16 protein-coding genes are annotated in these 22,715 nt (G+C 40.2%); 4 read left to right on the top strand and 12 right to left on the bottom strand.

Going from position 1 to position 22,715, the window contains the following annotated elements; genetic code table 11:
• Positions 1-79: 79 nt before the first annotated feature.
• The 7 genes from AC1Z3S_RS10780 to AC1Z3S_RS10750 form a co-directional block, all read right to left on the bottom strand.
• On the bottom strand, positions 80-1,426 hold the full coding sequence (locus AC1Z3S_RS10780; RefSeq protein ID WP_461740383.1) for an MFS transporter: 1,347 nt from the start codon (positions 1,424-1,426) through the stop codon (positions 80-82).
• A 16-nt stretch (positions 1,427-1,442) separates the two neighbouring features.
• On the bottom strand, positions 1,443-3,023 hold the full coding sequence (locus AC1Z3S_RS10775; protein ID WP_461740382.1) for an alpha-L-rhamnosidase-related protein: 1,581 nt from the start codon (positions 3,021-3,023) through the stop codon (positions 1,443-1,445).
• Positions 3,024-3,037: 14 nt separating this feature from the next.
• Positions 3,038-4,351: an MFS transporter gene (locus AC1Z3S_RS10770; protein WP_461740381.1), complete on the bottom strand. Its 1,314-nt coding sequence runs from the start codon at positions 4,349-4,351 to the stop codon at positions 3,038-3,040.
• Between the two features lie 300 nt (positions 4,352-4,651).
• A complete protein-coding gene (locus AC1Z3S_RS10765) occupies positions 4,652-5,614 on the bottom strand; it encodes an AraC family transcriptional regulator (protein WP_461740380.1) in 963 nt (320 codons plus the stop codon).
• Positions 5,615-5,828: 214 nt separating this feature from the next.
• The gene (locus AC1Z3S_RS10760) at positions 5,829-7,286 is read right to left on the bottom strand and encodes a glycoside hydrolase family 1 protein (RefSeq protein ID WP_461737875.1); all 1,458 of its coding nucleotides are present in this window, start codon (positions 7,284-7,286) and stop codon (positions 5,829-5,831) included.
• Between the two features lie 104 nt (positions 7,287-7,390).
• On the bottom strand, positions 7,391-8,830 hold the full coding sequence (locus AC1Z3S_RS10755; protein WP_265458945.1) for a 6-phospho-beta-glucosidase: 1,440 nt from the start codon (positions 8,828-8,830) through the stop codon (positions 7,391-7,393).
• Between the two features lie 90 nt (positions 8,831-8,920).
• The gene (locus AC1Z3S_RS10750) at positions 8,921-10,294 is read right to left on the bottom strand and encodes a 6-phospho-beta-glucosidase (RefSeq protein WP_461737876.1); all 1,374 of its coding nucleotides are present in this window, start codon (positions 10,292-10,294) and stop codon (positions 8,921-8,923) included.
• Positions 10,295-10,528: 234 nt separating this feature from the next.
• On the opposite strand from AC1Z3S_RS10750, the gene AC1Z3S_RS10745 reads away from it, so the two are divergent.
• Positions 10,529-11,440: a MurR/RpiR family transcriptional regulator gene (locus tag AC1Z3S_RS10745; RefSeq protein ID WP_461740379.1), complete on the top strand. Its 912-nt coding sequence runs from the start codon at positions 10,529-10,531 to the stop codon at positions 11,438-11,440.
• 53 nt (positions 11,441-11,493) lie between these two features.
• On the opposite strand, the gene AC1Z3S_RS10740 is transcribed toward AC1Z3S_RS10745, so the two are convergent.
• The 5 genes from AC1Z3S_RS10740 to AC1Z3S_RS10720 all read right to left on the bottom strand — a co-directional run bounded on the left by AC1Z3S_RS10740 (position 11,494) and on the right by AC1Z3S_RS10720 (position 18,632).
• On the bottom strand, positions 11,494-13,410 hold the full coding sequence (locus AC1Z3S_RS10740; protein WP_461740378.1) for a beta-glucoside-specific PTS transporter subunit IIABC: 1,917 nt from the start codon (positions 13,408-13,410) through the stop codon (positions 11,494-11,496).
• A 146-nt stretch (positions 13,411-13,556) separates the two neighbouring features.
• The gene (gene licT, locus AC1Z3S_RS10735; protein ID WP_461737879.1) at positions 13,557-14,396 is read right to left on the bottom strand and encodes a BglG family transcription antiterminator LicT; all 840 of its coding nucleotides are present in this window, start codon (positions 14,394-14,396) and stop codon (positions 13,557-13,559) included.
• A gap of 316 nt (positions 14,397-14,712) precedes the next feature.
• Positions 14,713-16,494 carry an ABC transporter ATP-binding protein gene (locus AC1Z3S_RS10730; protein WP_461740377.1) on the bottom strand — a complete coding sequence of 594 codons (1,782 nt, stop codon included), beginning with the start codon at positions 16,492-16,494 and terminating at the stop codon, positions 14,713-14,715.
• A gap of 1 nt (position 16,495) precedes the next feature.
• The gene (locus AC1Z3S_RS10725) at positions 16,496-18,244 is read right to left on the bottom strand and encodes an ABC transporter ATP-binding protein (protein ID WP_461740376.1); all 1,749 of its coding nucleotides are present in this window, start codon (positions 18,242-18,244) and stop codon (positions 16,496-16,498) included.
• Between the two features lie 163 nt (positions 18,245-18,407).
• Entirely contained in the window at positions 18,408-18,632 is a 225-nt protein-coding gene (locus AC1Z3S_RS10720) for a YneF family protein (protein ID WP_265458938.1), read from the bottom strand.
• A 247-nt stretch (positions 18,633-18,879) separates the two neighbouring features.
• Here AC1Z3S_RS10720 and AC1Z3S_RS10715 point away from each other — a divergent pair, with 247 nt between their 5' ends.
• The 3 genes from AC1Z3S_RS10715 to AC1Z3S_RS10705 all read left to right on the top strand — a co-directional run bounded on the left by AC1Z3S_RS10715 (position 18,880) and on the right by AC1Z3S_RS10705 (position 22,666).
• Positions 18,880-20,685 (top strand): heavy metal translocating P-type ATPase, encoded by a 1,806-nt coding sequence (locus tag AC1Z3S_RS10715; protein WP_461740375.1) that lies wholly within the window; start codon positions 18,880-18,882, stop codon positions 20,683-20,685.
• A 384-nt stretch (positions 20,686-21,069) separates the two neighbouring features.
• Positions 21,070-21,933 carry an SDR family oxidoreductase gene (locus AC1Z3S_RS10710; RefSeq protein WP_461740374.1) on the top strand — a complete coding sequence of 288 codons (864 nt, stop codon included), beginning with the start codon at positions 21,070-21,072 and terminating at the stop codon, positions 21,931-21,933.
• A 103-nt stretch (positions 21,934-22,036) separates the two neighbouring features.
• Positions 22,037-22,666, top strand: a complete 630-nt coding sequence (locus AC1Z3S_RS10705; RefSeq protein WP_461740373.1) for an NAD(P)-dependent oxidoreductase — start codon at positions 22,037-22,039, stop codon at positions 22,664-22,666.
• The last annotated feature ends 49 nt before the right edge of the window (positions 22,667-22,715 follow it).

The raw sequence follows: 22,715 nt of genomic DNA, 5'->3' as shown, positions 1-22,715 counted from the left end.
TACCATAAAGCATGAGTCTGTACTACAAAAATCCTTCTCTGCAAACTGATTGACGTATTTTACAGAGAAGGCCTTCAGACTAATTTTGATTTGCTGACATTTCAGCTTTGATTAAAGGAAATTGTTTATCTAAATCGTAAAAGCTCATAGTTATCATCGAGCAGATAATCAATAATAATGGCAGATAGCCATACATCGCTTGAATAGCGAAAATGGCTTGGCTACTTTGCGCCGTTGCATCCGGCTGATAGTTGCCCCAGGCTAAAAGCGCACCTGCTAAACCACCAGATAGTGCTTGAGCGACCTTGCCTAGAAAACCATTAATTGCCGAAAGCGATCCAGCAACATTGATTCCTGTTTTCCACTGACTGTAATCAACCGGGTCTGCTTGCATCGAAAAGTAAATACTCTCTTTAAGCCCGTAACCTAATGCAGAAATTGCCGCACCAATGATGATGATTGTATGATTAGCCTGCCCCGATAAAATCAGGACAATACCTAAACCTTGAACACCCGCGGCCAGCAGATACAGATTTCGCTTACCTAAACGTCCCGCAAGAAAAGGCACAAAAAAGTTTGCCACCATCGGAATCACTGACATGATTGTTGCCACTGTGACCGATAATGCTGTACTGCCGACAACTACTGTATAATAGTAGACTAACGCGCTAGTTTGCAGAAAATAACCCGTCCACATAAATAAAATATTGAGAGCAAAAATTTTCCATGGCTTATTTTGGGCTAGAGAATGAAAAACATCTTGTAGTTTGACTTTTATATGTGGTGTTGGAATTTCTCGAATATTAAAAAAAGTAAAGAAGAACAACAGACAACTTGCCACTCCGAAAACGGCCATTAAAATTCTAAAGCCCAAAATTTGATTGCCTTGACCAAAAACTTGAACTAATCGCAGAGCAGATGCACTGACTATCGTTGCACCTAAAAATCCAAAAAACTTTCTCGAAGTCGATAAAGCCGTCCGCTCTTTGGTGTCATTTGTTAAGCTGGGCAACACCGAAGCCATTGGTACATTGACTAAAGTATAAGAAAGTGAAAGGCCGAAATACGTAAAGTAAGCATAAATCAACTTGCCGCTGTTGGAAATTTCTGGAACACTGAAACAAAGATAGGCAAAAACTGCAAAAGGAATTGCTCCAAAGAGAAAATATGGCCGGGACTTGCCCCACCTGGTAGTCGTATGATCAATTAGGTAACCGACTAGTAAATCGGTCACCCCATCAAAAATTCTGGTTAACACAAACATCAGGCTAACTGCTGCAGCATTTAACTGCATAATATCTGTGTAAAAATATAAAAGGTATAAAGAAATCATCTGCCAAATTAAATTGCAGGCCAAATCTGACACACCGTAACCAATTCTTTGGCGCCATTTAGAGATTTTAGGTTGAGCTGCAAGATTTCCCATTGGACTAACTCCTTTACTAAGCTAAATATTTCTCAATCAAATATGCCGGTGTACAGCTCCATGCGTGACAAAAACTGCTAATAATCGGACTGCCGTAAGGTGAAAAACTTGGGTCCTCAGGCTTAAAGGCCTCCCAGAAAGTATCGGCTCCCATCTCAATCATTTTACCCCAATATTCTTTCATCAACTTAACAGCATCATGGTCTAAACCGGCTACAAACAAAGCCTCAACCACATGATGATACATGTAAGGTGTAGCAATTCCTGTGATTGGAAATAATTTTTGCTGCATCCGTTTTAAAATTTTTTGATTTTGCTCTGTTTCAAACACTTCTGCTAAAACTAACCAAACTTGACTGGCAATATTGTACTCGCCATTTGATTCAACTAAAAAGAGTTGTTCTTGTGGGTTAAATAAATGAGTCTGGCTGAATCTCACTAATTGCGATAGCTGGCTTTGATAGAAAGCCATTTCTGGCTCTCCTAACATTTCTGCTAAAACTAAAAAGCGTTTCAGCGCATAAATTAAAATCCCCTGTCCCGCTGAATCCTTTAAAAACTCATTGGACCAATCGACAAATACTGGCCACTCTTCAGAGAGAACTAGGCGACCTTCTTGGTCTACTTGCTGTAATGCCAAGTCAACAGCTTTTTTAGCAGTTGGATATAGTTCTTTTAAAACTACTTGATCATTTGAGTGAAGCACATAATCATGCAAGATTGTCGCAAAAAATAAGCTATAATCAAATAAAAAAGTATCATCTGGAATTAAAGCTGGCGCAGTAAAGACATTAGCAGGAATTTTGCCTTCCGTTGTAGTCATGCCTGCAAATAAATACAAACAGCGTTTGCTTAAGGCTAAATCATCAAAGGTGGCATAATTGGCTAGTGCCTGTAATCGTAAATCGCCAATCCACAGACGGCGATCCCGCTTAGGACCATCTTCAAAAACCGTCTGCATGCAGTCAGCTAAAGTCTTTACTGAAACATCATAAATTTTTTGTAGTTCTTTGTCTGCCAGCTCTTTAGTTGGCAAATGTTTTAAATCAACACTGCTTTCTGCAACAAAAATTGGATTTGAAAAACTAGCTTGCCATTTTGGTGAAGTATCGATTACAGATAATTCAACATACCGACAGCTATAACGGCGTGGTAAAGATAAAGTTGCTGGTAAGACGTCCAGATGGACAAATTCCTCTTGGATCCAAGAACGGGATAGCCAGCCTTGGTAATCAGCAGAATCGGCAGCAATTTCTGCTGGCACCTCTGCAAATTTTAGTTTCAAATATAAAGGCGCATCCATCGGTGAACCGACAGAAGTGATATCTATTTGAAAGGTCCCCACATAGTGATCGCCTAAGTTTAAAATTAAGCTTTCACCTTTCGCTAGAGCATACTCTGCCAATTGCTCAATTTTTTTCGGTGAGGAAATCATATCAACACCATCAATACCCTTGCCGTCAAATTGCATTTCAACAATATCTTTAAACTGAATCTGATGTTTTTTTAATTCAGGTAAATTTTCCTCAGCTCTTTGCAGTAATTTTTCATCATGCAGCCAAGTTACATCTGGATTAATTTGAAAAGTAAAAGCCATAATTGATTCTCCTTTTAATGGTTTTCTGCAGTTATTGCAGTTTCTTCTTGGGAACTACCTACATTGTATTTCTTTTGCAGACGCATCATGACAATGCCAGCCACTGCTGCAATTGCAACAATTCCTGCAAAGCCGTACATGGATTGTTGAATCATCCCAGGAGCAACGAGATAAGGTGTCACAAAGGCAAACAAGCCACAGCACATTCTTGAAAAACCGTTGATAAAGCCTTGCAGTGAAGCCCGGGTTTCAGCTGGAAAAGATTCCTGCGTCCAAACTTTATAAATTGCTTCTCCGGCCAGCGGATTTCCAAAATTATAAAATCCAATGGTGATTGCCAAAGCAATAAACCCTGCGCCGCCGCCAATCAAGGCCATGCCTAACATTGCTGCAATTTGGACAAAAGCTCCTACAAAGAAAGCTTTATTGCGATATTTGCCGCCTGCTACTGAGGTAAAGGCGATGGTCGTTAACAAGGAAACCACATTTAAAACGATTCCTAGACCAGTTGCTTGTGTTTGAGTTGCCCCAGCATTGGTTAACGCATAGGTTTGGAATTGTCCCCAAGTATTCGCTAATAAATTCCAGCAAACATAAAAGACGATAATGGCCATGAAGAAGCTGAAATATTTTTTCATTTGAGAACCAAATAAAACCGTTTTAAAGGAGACCTCTGCTTGGCCACTCGTTTGAGCTTTTAATTCTGCTTGGCGGATAGTTCCCGCTTCATGAAAGGTGCAGAATTTTTTAGAAGTTAAGCGCCATAACCAAGTCACTACTGCAAAAATAAATAAAATGCCAAAGACAATTCGAGCTCCTAAAACGCCTTGAATACCTGATAGCAAGAAAGAACAAATATAAGAGATAAAGACCCCTACCTGCCAAAAAATTTGCGTTGAAGAGACCAACTTTGCAGAGGTGGTCTCATCTGGAGCATCGTGGGAAACGACGGTTAAACTAATTGGTAAGTCGGCACCAGATGAAAAGCCCATGATAATGACTCCAATTAATAAAAATGAAAAATCATTCGCTAAAATACAGATAAGTGTTCCAATAGCATAGAATAAGTTCAACCAGTTAAATGCTCGAATCAATCCAAAAATTTTAGTAATCTGACCAGCAAACAATGAACCGAAAGCGATTGCAAATGTTAGAGCACCTGAGATAATCCCCACCTGTCCTGTTGATAAACCCAATCCCGCCTGCCAAACAGTAATTGTAGCTGACAAGCCGACAATACAGCCGGACCCTAACATGGAGCCAATTCCTGCAGCTGTCGCCAATGGGGTATATTCTTTGACCAAATCCCCTTTTGCATTTTGTTTCATATCCTGCACATCCTTTTCTTTTATCTGATGTCATTGTAAGCGGATTTACACTTTTCAACTATTGCAAAAACCCAGACGTTTTTATCCAAATCACAGATGACAACACAAAAAAACCTGTAACATGAGCGCAAAGATAAAAGACTATCAAACAAAATTACCATCTCTGAATTTTTGCTTCAGAAAATAGAACGGTCCTTTCAAAAAGAGTTTTCACTTAATTTGAAAGCACAATTAAACAGATAAGTTGTTGTTTGAATAGTATTCCATCTATAAAGCTAAGGTCACAGGTTCAAAATATTTTTATTGTTTGCGAAATTCTTTAGGTGTTTTATCCGTGTATTTAGCGAATAATTTATAAAGTGAAGGCAAGGTTTCAAAACCTAGCCGATAGGCAATCTCTTCAAAGCTTTGGTCAGTCTCTTCAATCATCTCAATGGCTGCTTGATAGCGCAGAGTATTGATTAATTCTTGGAAGCTACGGCCAGTTTCCTTCTTTAATTTATTGCTCAGATAATTTTTATTGTAGCCAAAAACCTCCGCTAGCTCCTGAAGATTCAAGTTGCGATAGTGACTATCAATATAGCGGAGAACATCCAAAATATTAGTTTCCGCCTGATATTTTTCCAGATTTTCAGCTTCTAGTTCTCTAGTTAATTGAATAAAGAGCAGCGACAATAAAAGATTTAGCGAGCGCATATAATAATTCTTTTTTTCAAAATATTCTGTAATCATCTTAAATAATGTCTCTTTGACTTCTTCATTTGAGCCGCTTTTAAAATGAATAAAATTGTTGTGGGAGGATAGCTCATTTGAAGCAGTCAGCAAAAATTCATTCACTAAACTGTTAGCTTTCACCATATTGACGACAATCTCTGTCGTAATCGAATCATCCTTCAATAAGATATTGATTAGAATATCATCTTCGGCCAGAGGGTCAATCCGCTGGATGATATCTTTATCAATCAACAAAATTTCTCCCTCCTGCAAATAAATCGGCTGGTCATTGATATATTGAACACAGCTACCGGAGTACATGTAATTGAATTCAACAAATTCATGGGTATGGGCCGGCATCGCCGAATAACGGTGATGCTTATTAATAAAAATATTACCCTCACGAAAAAAATGGTCGCTAGGCATTTTCGGCACTGCAATTTCTGCAAAAGGTAAGTTCTGGTCATTGACATTATAGCCTTGTGTCCGTTGTTCAAATTCAATCGCATTTTCTTGCCACAAAATAGCCTTTAATTCCTGCTGATTCATTGCACCCTCCAAAGTCTTTTCTTTAGTTATAGCTGATAATCAGACAATATACCAGCAAAAAAAGCACTATGAGTCCAACAGATAGCAACTCTCTCTTTAATAAAAAAAAACCACAAACTAATTCATTTTCAAAATTAGTTTGTGGTAACTATTTTCAATTAGAAAGAAAACTTTTCTGTCAGCTTAGCTCATAGCGCTAATTAATTTAGCTTGTTTAAATCTTCTCACCATTACTGGCAATCACTTCTTGATACCAGGTAAAGGATTTTTTACGGCTGCGGGCTAAGCTGCCGTGGCCGTTGTCGTCTAGGTCAACATAGATGAAACCATAGCGCTTTTTCATCTCACCGGTGCCGGCGGAAACTAAATCAATACAGCCCCATGGTGTGTAGCCGATTAGATCAACACCATCTAAATCAATCGCATCCTTCATGGCAGCGACGTGTTTTTGGAAATAATCAATGCGGTAGTCATCATTAATGCTGCCATCAGCTTCAACAACGTCGACAGCACCAAAACCATTTTCCACCACAAATAACGGAATGTGATAGCGGTCATACAATTTGCTTAAAGAAATCCGTAGACCTAGCGGATCAACTGCCCAACCCCATTCTGATTCTGCTAAATAAGGATTTTTAACGGCGGGCATTTGATTGCCGCCGACAAACTTAACATTTTCTGGATTGGCAGAAGAGACTGTCGACATGTAATAGCTGAAACCAATATAATCGACGGTTCCGTTAGCGATAATTTCGTCATCCCCAGGAGCTTTTTCAATGATAATGTTTTCCCGCTCAAATTCTTTTAGCTTATGAGCTGGGTAATAGCCTTTGACCTGCACGTCAATATAAAATTCTTGGTCACGATTAAATTGCAAGGCTTCCAAAACATCCTCAGGGCGCGAAGACATCGGGTAGCTTGGAATATAAGCCACCATCATGCCGATTTGAAACTCAGGATTGATTTCATGTCCCAGTTGAACTGCTTTGCCGCTAGCGACAAATAAATGATGAGCTGCTTGGAATTTGGCTTGTTTAGAATTATCATGGATACCAATTTGAGTCCAACTGCGCAGAAAATTAATTTCATTGAAGGTCATCCAATATTTGACTTTATTTTTATAGCGTTTGAAAATCGTTTCGCAGAAGAACAAGAAATAGTCGATGACTTTGCGATTGCTCCAGCCGTCAAGATTGTCCGCCAAATACATTGGAATATCAAAATGATTGATAGTCACGACTGGTTCAATATTGTGTTTTTTTAATTCATCAAAGACTGCATCATAAAAAGCGAGGCCTTCTTCATTGACTTCATCAGTGCCCTTAGGACAAATCCGTGACCAGTTGATTGATAAACGGAAGCATTTAAAACCCATTTCTGCAAATAGTGCAATATCCTCTTTATAGTGATGATAAAAATCGGTCGCCACATGACTCGGATAATATAAATCCGGATCAATATAGCCGACTGCTCCTTCTGGCAGTCGATGCTCTCTCGTAACGGATTCAAGCTGGCCTTCTTTTGTTTTAAAGGTGATCCGCCGTGGCTCTGTGTGACTGCCACCAGTGATGGCATCTAAGGTGCTGGGTTCTTTACCGCCGGATAGATAGCCGCCTTCGTATTGATTAGCAGCGGTGGCACCGCCCCATAAAAAGTTTTTTGGAAATCCCATAGTTGTGCTCCTTCAATATTTTTTATAAACGAGAAAAACGCTTTTAAAAATTTGCTAAACAAAGAAAAGGCAGCCGTCACCGCCTTTTCTTTGTTTAGTTATACTTATCTTTTGATATTTTCAACATTTTCGCCATTTGATGCGATAACTTGTTTGTACCAATCAAATGATTTTTTCTTGCTTCTAGCTAAGGTGCCGTTGCCGTCGTTATCCCGGTCAACGTAGATGAAGCCATAGCGTTTTTTCATTTCGCCAGTGCCGGCAGAAACTAAATCAATACAGCCCCAAGAAGTGTAGCCTAATAAATCAACACCATCTTGTTCTACAGCATCCTTCATCGCTTCGATGTGGGCCTTCATGTATTCAATCCGGTAATCATCATCCACATAACCGTTAGCATCTGGAGTGTCTACTGCCCCCAAACCATTTTCAACAACGAATAATGGTTTTTGGTAGCGATCGTACATTTGGTTCATCGTGATGCGCAAGCCAAGAGGGTCGATTTGCCAGCCCCATTCACTAGCATCTAGGTAAGGATTTTTGACAGAGGCAAAAATATTGCCTGCTGTTTGGTCCAATAATTCTGGATCGGTTGTTGCTACCCGTGAAGAGTAATAAGAGAAGGAAATGAAGTCAACAGTGTGTTCCTTCAAAATTTCCGTATCTCCTTCTTCCATTTCAATCTTGATGCCGTTACGTTCTAATTCCTTCAAGGCATAGGCCGGATATTCGCCACGAGATTGCACGTCGATGAAGAAATAATTTTCCCGATCCTTTTGAATCCCTGACCAAACATCTTCTGGCTTACAAGTATAAGGATAGAAATTACCGGCAGCTAACATACAGCCAACTTTATTTTCTGGATCCACTTCATGGGCAATTTTTGTAGCAATTGCAGAAGCAACTAATTCATGGTGAGCTGCTTGATATTTGATTTGTTCTTTATTTTCGCCTTCTTCAAAGTAGAGGCCCGCTCCCATAAATGGTGCGTGTAAAATCATGTTGATTTCGTTAAATGTCAACCAGTATTTTACTAAGCCTTTGTAGCGGTTGAAAATCACGCGGCAAAGATTTTCGTAAAAGCCGACTAATTTACGGCTGCGCCATGCACCGTATTCTTTGATTAAATGCATTGGGCAATCAAAGTGTGTGATGGTTACTAATGGTTCAATGCCATATTTATGGCATTCTTTAAATAAATCTTCATAGAATTTCAAGCCATCTTCATTTGGTTCTTTTTCGTCACCATTTGGGAAAATCCGGCTCCAAGCAATCGATAAGCGGTAGGTTTTAAAGCCCATTTCGCCAAACAAAGCGATATCTTCTTTGAAACGGTGATACATATCAATCGATTCTTTAGCTGGATAGAAATGTTCATCATCAAAGTCGAACATTTTCATTTCACCGGCGATAATTGGGAAGCGGTCTTTGCCGATTGGCACAACATCCACGTTGGCTAAGCCACGGCCGCCTTCGTTATATCCGCCTTCACATTGATTGGCAGCAGTTGCGCCGCCCCATAAAAAATCTTTTCTAAATGCCATGAATTTGTGCTCCTAACTTGATTTAAAATATTTAGTACATTATTTACTTTACTGGTCAAATATTCTTTTTCTGTGGAAAAAAATTGACCTTTAGACTAAATCTTTCGCAATTTCATCTTGTACAGTGATGCCTTCTGCTTCTAATTTAGCAATTGTTTCGCTGAATTGTGGCAGATAATCTTTGTGGGCGATAAATAATTCGTCCATAATGCGTTTGGCAGTTGCTCCTGAGCGCACTAGCGGATTAATTGTGAAAGCTTGTAAGGCAGTGCCGTAATCACCAGTAACGGCTGCTTCAATCGTTAATAATTCCATGTTCTTCATCACTTGCAACCAACCACGTTCTGCTGGTGGTAATGAACCAAAGGCAACATTGCGGGCACCTTGAGCGCCAACATAGGCAGTTACTTCCACAACACAATCAGCTGGTAGGTCTGGTACGGCACCGTCGTTTTTAGTTGATACGACAATTTGTGTTTCTTTATTGCCATAGATTGAGGCAATTGTTTCACAAGCTGCATCTGAATAATACGCACCGCCACGTTTTTGTAATTGTTCTGGTTTGTAATTTAATTCTGGATCTTTATAAAGTTCAAATAATTCTGCTTCGGTTTGTTTTACTTGTTGAGCCCGTGTGCCTACTGTTTTATATTCTTCAAGGGCATGGTCTAACATTTCTTCTTCCCGGTAATAGTAACGGTGGTAACCGCACGGAATCATTTTCATTTGTTCTAATTGTTCAATAAAGAATGGAACATCAAAGATATTTTTCGGTAAGCCAGCATCTTCAGTGAATAATTTTTCAATTAATTTCAACGTGATGTCGTTGCCATTTTTATCAGCAACTTTATGCCAATGGAAATGATTTAAACCAGCAAATTTGTAAATTAAATCATCTTTTTCAACACCTAAAGCTTCTGGTTCCACCATCATCGCCATCACAGGTACATTACACAGGCCAATAACTCGGTCCCATTTACCATAGCGAACAACAGCTTCTGTTACCATGCCGCTTGGGTTAGCAAAGTTGACCAACCAAGCATCTGGACAGAGACGTTTCATATCTTCAACAATTTCTAAAATAATTGGCACCGTTCTAAAGGCTTTGAACATACCGCCAGCACCATTGGTTTCTTGACCTAACATACCGTAGTAAGCGGGAATTCTTTCGTCTTTAATCCGGGCATTTAATTGACCAACACGGAATTGCGTTGTGACAAAATCAGCATCTTTTAAGGCTTCTTCACGATCTAAAGTTAAATGAATTTTCACATCATAAGGAGAAGCATCCCACATCCGTTGTGCCATAGCGCCAACGATTGCTAATTTTTCTTTTCCTGCTTCAACGTCTACCAACCAGATTTCTGAAATCGGCAGCTCATCATACCGTTTGATAAAACCTTCCATTAATTCTGGTGTGTAAGAACTTCCTCCACCAATAGTCGCAATTTTAATTCCTTTCATGCTGTCACTTCCTTCTTTTTATTTACAAAATGATTATCACCTAAGTAAATGACTTCTACAATAGAAATTATGATTTTAGGTAAATCGTTTACAAAATTGCTAGCGAAATTAGAAAAAATTTGCGAATATCATATACAAACAACTAAATTATCGACTTTTTTTGTAAACTCACTTAAAAAAACCTTTACAAATCATTATCATTAATTTAACATTTTTGTAAATAGAGGTGAGCAGATGTTACTACGAGAAAAATTAAAAGCCGCAAAGCTATCCCCTTCAGAAAAAACGATAGCAGACTTTATGCTGGCAGAACCAGAAAACTTAAATCAATTAACGGTGCAGGAATTAGCTAAAAAAACTTTTACCCATCCCTCCACTTTTATCCGGCTCGCCAAAAAAATGGATTTTGAAGGCTGGCTGGCACTGCGGGAGGCCTTTCTAGAAGAATGGCAGTATTTGAATAATCAATTTACCGCCAGCGACTGGAATCTACCCTTCAGTGAAAGCGACGGTGTCATGAGTATCGCTAAAAAATTAGCGAATTTAGAACAAGCAACTATCGAAGATACTTATAGTCTCTTGCATCACGACCAGCTGCAACAAGCCAAGCAATTTTTACTTTTGGCCAAAAAAATCCGGATTTTTGCAACCAGCGGCAACTCCTTGATTGCCCAAGACTTCATTTTAAAAATGAATCGGCTAGGCTTTTCTGTCGCTTTAGCAGAAGTCAATTATGACAGTTTTTATGAAGCCTATAATCTCAGTTCTCAAGACTGTGCCATTCTAATTTCTTATTCAGGTGAAAGTAACATGGCCAAAAAACTGTTGCCGATTTTCAAAAAAAATCAGGTGCCGGTGATTGCGATTACCACCATTGGCAATAATTATTTGGCAGATCACAGCGATGCCGTCCTGCGAATTACGACGCGGGAGAAACTTTATTCGAAAATCGGCAACTTTTCCAGCAATACGTCAATCGTTTATTTACTGGATTTATTGTATGCTGCTGTCTTTTCGGAACATTATCAAAAAAACCTGCAACATTTAATTACTTTGGGACAGGCCTTCGATACCCGCACCAGCGACATTGATTTCATTAAAGAAAATCAAGAGGTAACGGCTGCTGACTCGTGGATCCCCAATTAGTCCTCAAAAAATAAGGACTCAAGCTGATTTTTCTGAGCTTGAGCCCTTTTTTATTATAGATTTAAAGCCGTGATAAATTCGTCATTGAAATTGATTTCCTTCACACTTGGTTCTAACACATCCAAGTAGTCCCCGGAATTCGTGACAATCACTGGAATTTCTGTACTGAATCCAGCTTTTTCAATGGCATCTTTATCAAAAGTTACGAGCGTTTGACCTGGTGTCACCCGGTCGCCTTGTTTAACAAAGCTTTCAAAATATTTACCATCCAATTGCACAGTGTCAATGCCGATATGAATCAATAATTCTAAGCCATCATCAGAAACTAAACCAATTGCGTGTTTTGTTGGGAACAAGGTCATGACAGTTCCGTCAAAAGGTGCCACAACTTTACCTTCTGTTGGGGTAATCACCACACCTTTGCCTAAAGCGCCTGACGCAAAAGCTTCATCTTTTGATTGACTTAATGGAGCGACAGTTCCTTGTACAGGAGAGGTGATGATTTCTTTTTTCGATTTGATTTTGACTGTTGTATCAACATCTACTTCAACGTCTGCCATAACTGAATCGTCTTTCCAAAAGACAATTGTTAAACCAAAACCGATTACCGCTGCGATAGCAATCCCAATCACACCAGTCATCACACCACTTGCATCGGTTCCATTAATGTAATTTAGTAAACCAAAGACACCTAAGCCGCCCATTGTGTAAGCAGTTAAGTTATTCATCATCAAGTAAGCGCCGGCAGCAGAAGCACCGATCATTGAGAAGACAAAAGGTTTTTTCTTCGGTAAAGTAATCCCGTAAATTGCCGGTTCAGTTACGCCGAAGATACCAGAAATAATCGCTGGAATAGTCAAGGCTTTTAATTTTTTATCTTTCAATTTGAACATCATTGCAAAGACAACCGCAGTTTGGGCAAAGCTGGCACCAAATGAAGCGGAAAGCACTTGTGAGAAGCCATCTTGAGTAATTTGTAAAATTGCCAATGGCACAACAGACCAGTGTAAACCAAAGATAACCAACGCTTGCCAAACGAAACCTAAAATCGCACCATATAGCGCTGGTGAGAAGTTCATCAAAGCAGTAAAGCCTGAGCTTAATAAATCAGTTGCCATTGAAATAACTGGACCAATTGCTAAAAAACCGATTGGTAAAGAAATTAATAAGACGAAAAACGGTACCAAGAAAGTTTGCACTACTTCTGGAATAATGCGTTTCATTAATTTTTGAATTTGTGCTGCTAAAGCAATAATAAAGATAACTGGTACTACAGAACTTGTGTATGAACCACCCACCCATGGAATACCTAAGAAGGTTGTATAGGCTGGTAAACCAAACAAGCTGTATCCTGCAACACCGTCAGTAGCTAGAGCGGATAAAGCAGAAGATTGGACGTTTGGATAGACTAGAGCCATCCCGATTACAAGACCGACCATTGGCTGTAGGTTGAATTTTTTCGCGGCAGTGTAGCCAATAATGACAGGCATGAAATAAAAAATTGCATCGCCGATCCCATTCAACATAATATACGTACCGCCAGTAGCGGTGTAATTAAACCAACCAAGAGAACCTAAAAAGACTAACAAAGCATTTAAACCTTTAACCATACCGGCCGCAGCCATCGCACCTAAGAAAGGCTGGAAGACCCCACTCAGTAAATCAATTAGACGATTGAAAATATTGCCGTCTTTGCCACCTTCACTTGAGGTACTGTCAGAAATACCGGCAATGTCAATCACATCTTCATAAACGGCTGGCACATGGTTGCCGATTACGACTTGATATTGGCCGCCGCTTTTCATTACAGTTACCACGCCGTCCATATTTTTCAAGGTGTCGTCGTTTGCCCTGCCTTCGTCTTTTAATTTAAAACGAAGCCGTGTAATACAGTGGGTTAAAGAATTAATGTTTTCTTTGCCCCCTACTTCATCTACAATCTTTGCTGCTAAATCATGATATTTACCCATTTTGTTTTCCTCCAATAATTTGTTTTTTAAAATTTTTGAAGGTTTAGCCAACTGAATGTCACTATCCAAAATTTGGTCAATTTGCTCTTCCCCTGACCAAGTGGGAAACTACTACGGGCCTCCTTTAATTGAAATAAATATCTTTATTAACCCTTCTCCATCAAACGTGCAATGTGAATGGTTAGGTAAAGGCGTTCGTCGTCGGTCATTTCATAATAGTATTTTTCCTTTAAAAACTCATCGATTCGATTGACGCATTCAAAGGAATTGCGGTATTTGATTTTGACCAGTTCTAATAAATCTTCATCAGACTCACCGGAGTGAGGCGAGTTTGACAGCATCCGCATAATGAAAAAGCGTAGATGCGTGGTAAAGCGATAAAAATAAACCGAATCCTCATTAAAGGAAGTTTTAAAATAATACTTCACAATATTCATGATATCCTGCATGATTTTAGTCAGCTCATAGGTATCATTCAAACTGTCATTTTCCGCCTGGGCGTTAACCAGATGCAGCGCAATGAAGCCGGCTTCATCTTCTGGTAAACGCAGACCGTACTCTGCTTCAATCTTTTCCAAAGCCTTCACTCCAATTTGAAATTCCTTCGGGTAAAAGCGTTTAATATCCCACAGCAGGGCATTTTTTACAACAATGCCTTTTTTCTGCCGCACAATCGCCGTGTGGATATGGTCGGTTAAGGAAATATAGATGGATTCGTTCAATTCAGTATTTAATTGCTGCTTGGCATAATTAATCAGCTCATCGGTGGTGTTCAAATACTCCAAGGGCAGCTCCGCCAAAAGCTCTTGAAACTTTTGGGAAATCGCATTGTCGGCTAGGCGATAAATTTTGTCGACCTTGTCGGCTTCAATTTTTTCACCAATCTTTTTTTGAAAGGCCAGCCCGCGACCCATGGCGATGACTTCGTTTTGCTGCTCATCTCTTGTTATTACGACATTGTTATTGAGAATCTTTTCAATAACCAATAAGAACCCTCCTCGTCAAAAAGAACCTCATATTATTCTCATGGCGCAAAAGTCGCCAAATAAACGAGAACAATACCAGGTTTAGCTTGCCAAAGCAATCACTATCCACATAAATTGTTAAATTTATTGTAAACTTCTTGCTATGCTTTGTCAACGCTTTCACATAAATTTTTTTCTCTAGAATTATTTTTCTCTATACAAAATAATAGCCCGTGCCGTTTTTCTTGTCAATCTAACTTTATTTTGACAAAAAAAAGTTTTGCTTCCCACAGTCCAACGACTAGAAAAGCAAAACTTTTACTTTATTTACTCATTATTAAAACTCATTATTTTGTAGACGATACATGTCGCTATATAAACCATCTTCAGCTAGTAAACTGTCATGGGTTCCCTGTTCAACAACATGACCTTTTTCCAAAACTAAAATTAAATTGGCATCTTTAATCGTCGACAAACGATGGGCGATGGCAATCGTTGTCCGGCCTTGACGCATATTGGCCAAACCTTCTTGAATCAGCCCTTCAGTTTCCGTATCGATATTTGCAGTTGCTTCATCTAAGATTAAGACCTTCGGATTCGTCACAATTGTTCTAGCAAACGAAATCAGCTGGCGCTGCCCGCTGGAATAGCTGGCGCCCCGTTCAATGACCTTCGCATGATATTTTCCTGGCAGGCTTTCAATAAATCCATCGGCTTGGACAAATTTGGCAGCTGCGACAATTTCACTGTCGGTGATGTTAGGATTCATCATGCGAATATTGCTGGAGATGTCGCCATAAAACATAAAGGCATCCTGCAGCACCAAGCCCATTTTTTTCCGAAGTTCCTCCATCGGAAAATCACGAATGTTGCGGTCATCAATTAAAATTTCACCTTCATAAAATTCATAAAAGCGCATTAAGACATTGATAATCGAGCTTTTCCCGCTACCGGTATGGCCGACTAAAGCAATTGTTTCGCCAGGATTGGCAACAAAGGAAATATTATTTAAGACATTATGCTTGCCGTCATAAGAAAAACTAACATTGCGAAACTCAATTTTACCTAAGAGAATTTCGCCATCCGCCTCTGGATTTTGCGCTGGTGTGTATTCCTCTGTGTCCATGATTCGCAAAATACGGCTACCGGCAACCAAACCATCGGTAAAGATACTTAAGTAATCCATCATCTGAGACATTGGATTAAAGAAGCTTTGAATATAAGTCGTAAAGGCGTAAATCAGCCCCACTTCTACTGGTGAATGCAACGCATCAAAGCCAAAGACTGTTAATGAAGCCGCTACTGCCAGCGCATAAAGAAAGCTAATCACCGGACTCAGCAGTAAGGAATTGGTGCGAATCATATTGTAGCGAGTTTCTAAATACTCGACATTCGTCTCGTCAAATTCCTTTTCGAGACGTTTTTCTTGGCGGAATTGCTGAATGATTTGCATACCAGAAATTGATTCATTCAATTTTGTATTTAGCTGGCTGAGTTTTTCCCGCATGTTCCGGTAAATGCGGGAACTAAATTTTTGATAGTACCAGATAATTCCAAAAAGCACCGGTAGGAAAACTAGATTTAATAGAGCAATTTTGGTATTGATTTGCATCATGGCGATAAAAGAAGTTACCACAGCAAAAATCCCCGTTAAGACCATCAAAAAGACATTCCAAAATTCAAACAACGTCTCTGTATCATTGGTGACCCGTGAGACAATCGAACCGGCTGGTGTCTGGTCAAAATAGCGCATCCCTAAAGTGTGCAGCTTTTCAAAAAGCTGGCTGCGGATTGACTGATAGGTTTTTAAAGACGCCATATTGTATAAGAACCACTGGAAAAACCAGACAATTGCTTTGATGACGGTCCCTAAGAAATACAAGCCGGCAAAAAAGAAAATAACTTGCGTGGTAGCTGTTTGATTCGTCAGATAATTATCCATAAAGGTTTGGATAATTCTTGGTAAGAGAACATTGATCACGGAAAGCAAGAGGGCAAAAATAATCGCCACATAAAAAGATTTACGGAAAGGCTTAGTAAATTTCAACAGGCGTTTGACCAAGGTCACCTGCTCTTTCATCGGCATCGATTTTGTCCATTCGGATTGATATTTTTCCATCTTACTCCCCCCCTTCAATTTTGGCTTCTAATTGTTGTTTACGCCACATTTGGTTATACCAACCGTCTAAAGCTAGCAGCTCCTCATGATTGCCCCGTTCAACAATTCGGCCTTCATCGATGACAATAATTTCCTGCGCATGCATCACGCTGCTTAGGCGGTGAGCGGAAATAATTGTCGTTTTATCTGAACGATAGCTTTTTAAATTTTTCAAAATTGCTTCTTCTGTTTTCGCATCGACTGCTGATAAAGCGTCATCTAAAATCAATAATTCTGGATTGACAATTAGCGCCCGTGCGATAGACAAGCGTTGCTTTTGACCACCGGACAAGGAAACGCCCCGCTCGCCGACCATCGTGTCATACCCTTCTGAAAACCCTTTGATATCTTCATCCACAAAAGCTAAACGGGCAGCTTCCTCCACTTGCTCTTCAGTAAAATCAGGATTAGCAAAGCGGATATTGTCCCGAACCGTCATCGAAAATAAAAAGTGATCTTGAGGAACATAGCCGATTGATTTCAATAAGGCATCCAAAGAATAATCTTTGACATCCACATCCCCAAAGGTAATCTTCCCTTGGTAATCATCGTATTCCCGCATCAATAATTTCAAAATCGAGGTCTTACCTGCACCGGTTTTTCCAACAATTCCAAGAGTGCTACCTTCACCAATTACAAATTTAATTTGCTCCAAAGTATTTCTCTCATCATCTGGATATTTAAAATTAGCTACCTCGAAATTCACACGGCCATGGGCTGGTGTCTGCACACCATCTGCTTTTTCTTCGATATGGGTTTTTTCTGCTAATAATTCGCTCACCCGATCATAACTGGCACTGCCCCGTTCCAAGACATTGAACAAGCGGCCAATTGCAAACATTGGCCAAACTAGCATGCCGATATAGCTGATAAAAGAGACCATCTGACCAATGGTAATTTCATCGGCCATAATAAAATTCCCGCCGACAATAATTGTCAGCACGTAAGAAACACCAATAATAATTGTAATGGCTGGATCAAATAACGCATCTAGTAAATTAACGCGGCGATTTTTGACAATCGCACTGTCAATTTTTTGATTGAAATCTGCTAAATCCTCCTGCTCTTGCCCGAAAGTTTTAATGACTTTAATCCCAGTGATACTCTCTTGAGTCTTATCATTAATATCAGAAAAGGCTGCTTGTGAATCCCGAAAGGCATCATGCAATTTACTGCCCAAGACCCGAGCCATAACAGCTAAAAAGGGCAGCGGCAATAAGGCAATCAAGGTCAAGCGCCAATCAATAAATAAAACCATGGCGACAATCGTCGCTCCACCGGTGATAATCGAATCGGCAAAGGTTAAAATCCCCGCCCCCGCCACATTTTGAATGGCGTTTAAATCATTGGTAGCATGGGCCATTAAATCACCGGTCCGATGCTTTTGATAAAAGACGTGGTCCATTTTAGTAAAATGTTCGAATAATTGCGCGCGTAAATCCTTTTCCAGGCGAGCTGCTCCCCCCCAAATACGTCCCCGCCAAACAAAGCGGAAAATATACTGGGCTAATGCTGCCACGACTAAGATACCAATCCACAGCATAATCCGTTGAATTGAAATCTCGTGTTGATTGATTTCATCGATGATAATCCCAATCACTCGCGGCGGAATTAGCTGCGCTAACGCCACTAAAATCAGCGCCGTCACTCCGATAATATAATTTTTCTTTTCCCGTTTAAAAAACCAACTTAACCGTCGATAAATCGACATATGACACCTCTTTCCATCTGCAAATGCAAACTCTTCATTTTTCATTTTCCTATTGATACATGTTACTTTTTGCCTAACCCATTGTCTTGAAAGCACAAAAAACAGGCTGAAAAAATTCAGCCCGTCTATTCTCGGCAATCAGTTTCCCCTAGTATAAAAACGCTTATTTCCCAGAATTATTTTTCATCTGCGCCATCATTTGGCGGATCTTTTTCTCGGAAGGTTTTTGACCCATGGAAGCCATCATTGAACGTAAGAATTCCTCATTAACGGGAGGATTTTTTTCTAATTCACTCTTGATTAATTTACGTGCTATAAAAACACCGGCTACGCCACCCACAAGTAGGGCAACTACGGCAATTAAAATTACAATTCCTGTTGATACCATCTAAATCGCTCCTTTCTCTGTTACTCTCAAGAAAACATTGTACTAGAAAGCGCCGCAAAAGAAAAGCAATTTTCAAAAAAAGCTGCGAAAAAATCTTAGGCTTTTTGACTTCATTATAATAATTACAAAGTAATCTTCTTTAAAATAGATTGTTAATGATTCTCTTTTTCATTTAAATGTTTTTGTTATCATTTAAAAATTCTTGGTGCTACACTTAATTTACGAAATCAAATGAGAAGGTGTCTGCATGAGTAATTTTAAAAAATTCATCGTGACTTTAATCGCTGGCGGAATTGCCTTGGCGGCGGAATTTATTTTTCAACAACCAACCATTGCTTACTGGATTGTGGTTCTTGTGGGTGGGGTCACAACAATTTCCATGTTTATCGGCATGATTGAAACGCTCCGTTCTGGCAAATACGGCATCGATATTTTAGCCATCACGGCGATTGTCGCCACCTTAGCTGTCGGGCAGTATTGGGCCAGCTTGATGGTCTTAATTATGCTGACTGGCGGCGATAGCTTAGAAGATTATGCTTCTGGTCAAGCCAGTCGTGAGCTGCGTTCTCTTTTAGATAATTCGCCGCAAGTTGCCCATCGCCTGAAGGGAGATACCCTTGAAGATATTGCCGTAGAAGATGTAGCTGTTGGAGATTTGCTTTTGGTGAAACCCGGTGAACTGGTGCCGGTTGACGGTATTGTGACAGAAGGCGAGTCCGCCGTTGACCAATCTTCTTTAACTGGTGAATCCAAACCGATAGATAAAAAAGTTAATGACGATTTAATGTCCGGTTCCTTAAATGGCGATGTAGCATTGCGTTTCAAAGTCACTAAAGCCGCCGCTGATAGTCAATACCAAACTCTAGTTAAATTGGTTAAAGAATCTGAGGTGAAACCCGCCCACTTTGTCCGCTTGGCGGATCGCTACGCTGTGCCTTTTACGATTGTTGCCTATCTAATCGGTGGCGTCGCTTGGTTTGTTTCAAAAGATCCAGTGCGTTTTGCTGAAGTGTTGGTCGTCGCTTCTCCTTGTCCACTAATTTTAGCGGCTCCAATTGCCTTAGTTGCTGGCATGAGTCGTTCTAGCCGCAACGGAATTGTCGTAAAAACCGGTACCACGATTGAAAAATTAGCCAGAGCGCAAAGCATTGCCTTTGATAAAACTGGTACCTTAACAGAGGGCAAACTTTATGTCGATCACATTCAGCCAACGTCGACAAGTATTTCTGCTGAAGATTTATTTCGCTTAGCAGCCAGTGCTGAACAAGAATCCACTCATATTTTAGCCCGTTCGTTGGTTGCCCACGCCAAAGAACAACAAATTTCTTTACTGCCGGTACAAGATTTAGAAGAAGTGACCGGAGCAGGAATTCAGGCTACGATTAACAATCAGGAAATTAAAATTGGCAAAGCCGATTTTGCAGGGGCAACCGACTCAACAACTGATTTAACAACCGATCAAACGGTTGTCTACATTGCATTGGACAATCACTATGCCGGTTACATCACCTTTAGAGATATCGTTCGACCTGAAGCCAAAGCAACGATTCAAAACTTAAAACAATTAGGTCTGCAAAGAATTCTGATGCTGACCGGAGATGGTCCTAAAATCGCTAATGAAATTGGTCAAGAAGTTGGCATCACTGAAATTCATTCAGGCTGTCTGCCCCAAGAAAAAATTTCGGTCGTTCAGGATTTGACCCAGCACGTTTCCCCTGCCGTTATGGTGGGTGATGGTGTGAATGATGCGCCAGCTTTGGCGATGGCCGATATCGGCATTGCCATGGGGGCACATGGTTCGACTGCTGCTAGTGAAAGTGCCGATGCTGTCATTTTAAAAGACGACTTAACCAGAGTTTCAGAGGCGGTTCGTCTTTCTCAAGACACGATGAAGATTGCCAAACAATCAGTACTGATTGGGATTTTTATCTGTGTTGTGCTGATGCTGATTGCGAGTTTTGGTGTGATTCCCACTTTGGTTGGCGCTATTTTACAAGAATGTATTGACACGATTTCGATTTTATCTGCCTTACGAGCTAGAAAAGATCGCTAAACTGTGGCTGTGACATTCGTTTTACGAACAGATGGACTCTCGAAATATATTGTATTTGTCTCTGCGGTCCAGTAGGTCTGCAAGACAGAAAGTGCGAGTGTGGTCTATTAGGCTCTCCTCGTAAATTTTCAATATTTGGTAATGCTCACTAGATATTTTTCGGAAAAAATCCATTCCGTTGTAACTAATGTCGCAGCCTCGTCGTAAAAAATTTAAAGCAAAACGAAGTTGAACTTCCCTGGAAAAATTGGCTCAAAGCTGATGATTCAGGGAAGTTTTTTTGATTTTTACTTTAATTGGAATTTTTTTGACAATCAGACGAACTGCTTTTTTGTATTTTAAAAATAAAACTGTAAGCTTAAAGTAGTGAAAGGATTGATTCGGATGAAAAAAATTGCTTTAGTGACAGGTGCCAGCTCTGGAATGGGCTTGGCGACTGCAACTGCCTTAGCAAAACAAAATATTCATGTCGTGATGTTGATTCGTAATTATGCCAAAGGACTGGCTGCTTTAGCTCAGGTCAAAAAAGAGAGCGGCGGTAGTGCGGAAATTTTGCAGGCCGATTTAGGAGATTTGCAGAGTCTGGAGCGTTTGGCGAATAAATTTCAAGCACAGCACAATCAGCTGGATATTCTAGTGAATAACGCCGGCGTGTTGCCACCAAAACGCCAAGAAACCCAAGACGGCTTTGAAGAAATGTTTGGCGTCCATTATCTGGGGCATTTTGCCTTGACTAATTTGTTAATGCCACAGCTCTTACAAGCTCCCCAGGCACGGATTGTCAATGTCGCCTCCCTCGCTTATCGTTTTGGCGAGATTAATTTTACTGACTTAAATAGTGAGAAACATTATTCCTTTGTTAAAGCCTATAGTAATTCCAAATTGGCTGTCGTTCTCTTTACGGAAATGCTAGCTAAACGCTTGCGTTTCACGCAAGTAACTGCTAACAGTTTACATCCGGGAATTGTTAACACTAGTGTCACCAGTCGTTTTGGCGGTGACTATTTAGCAGCGGCACCTTTTATTTCCAAGGTGTTTTTAACTCCGGAAAAAGGCGCGGCAACTGCGATTCAGTTGGCAACTGATCCTGCTTTATTTGCCGTCTCTGGCAAATACTTTGACCAGGGTCGACGCCGTAAACTCGCAGCCAAAGCCACCAATTTAAACACGATGGAACGTTTGTGGTCAGTCAGCGAAAGTTTAGTTCAAGAGATTTTACCGGACTTTAAGGCCATCTATCAGCCGTGAGCTTTTATTTCTAGCAAAATGTTTTACCAAAAGACCCTTTGCTTTACTTAAATTTTTTTCTTCCCTACAATAAAGACAAAGCTTTATTTAAGGAGGAATTATCATGAAAATAGCTCTAATCGGTGCCACTGGTCACGCCGGATCAGAAATTTTAAAGGAAGCCGTCAGCCGCAATTTAGATGTAACGGCCATCGTCCGTAGCCCTGAACGCTTAAAGTTGGATGTCCCTTATTTAAAAAAAGATTTATTTGCCTTAACGCAGGAGGATTTAGCCCCCTTTGATGTGGTGGTCGATGCCTTTCGTGCCCCAAACGGTCATGAAGAGCTCCACAAAACTTCCGTTGAGCATCTCGTAAAAATCTTAACGGGTACTAAAACACGATTGCTGGTAATTGGCGGAACTTCTTCTTTATTTATCGATGAAGACCGCAGCGAACGCATGATTGACGGCGTTGACCCTAGTGCACCATTTTATCCGACTGCCTACAATATGTATGAAGCTCTTGTTGATTTGAAAAAAGCGAATGACTTAACTTGGACTTATATTTCAACGGCATCCTATTTCAACCCAAACGGAATTCGGACTGGTCACTATCAACTGAGTGATGACCGCATGAAGATGAATAGCCAAGGTCAAAGTGAGATTAGCATGGCGGATTATGCCATCGCCATGGTGGATGAAATTGAAAAACCACAGCATTTAAACGAGCACATCAGTGTCGTGAGCCAATAAAATAAAAACCGCTTAGCTTTCTGCCCTTTTTTAACGGGCTGTCAGCTAA

It is taken from the genome of Enterococcus sp. LJL90 (assembly GCF_056924355.1).
Note: the sequence above shows the minus strand (reverse complement) of the source record. Positions and strands in the feature narration are given on the sequence as shown.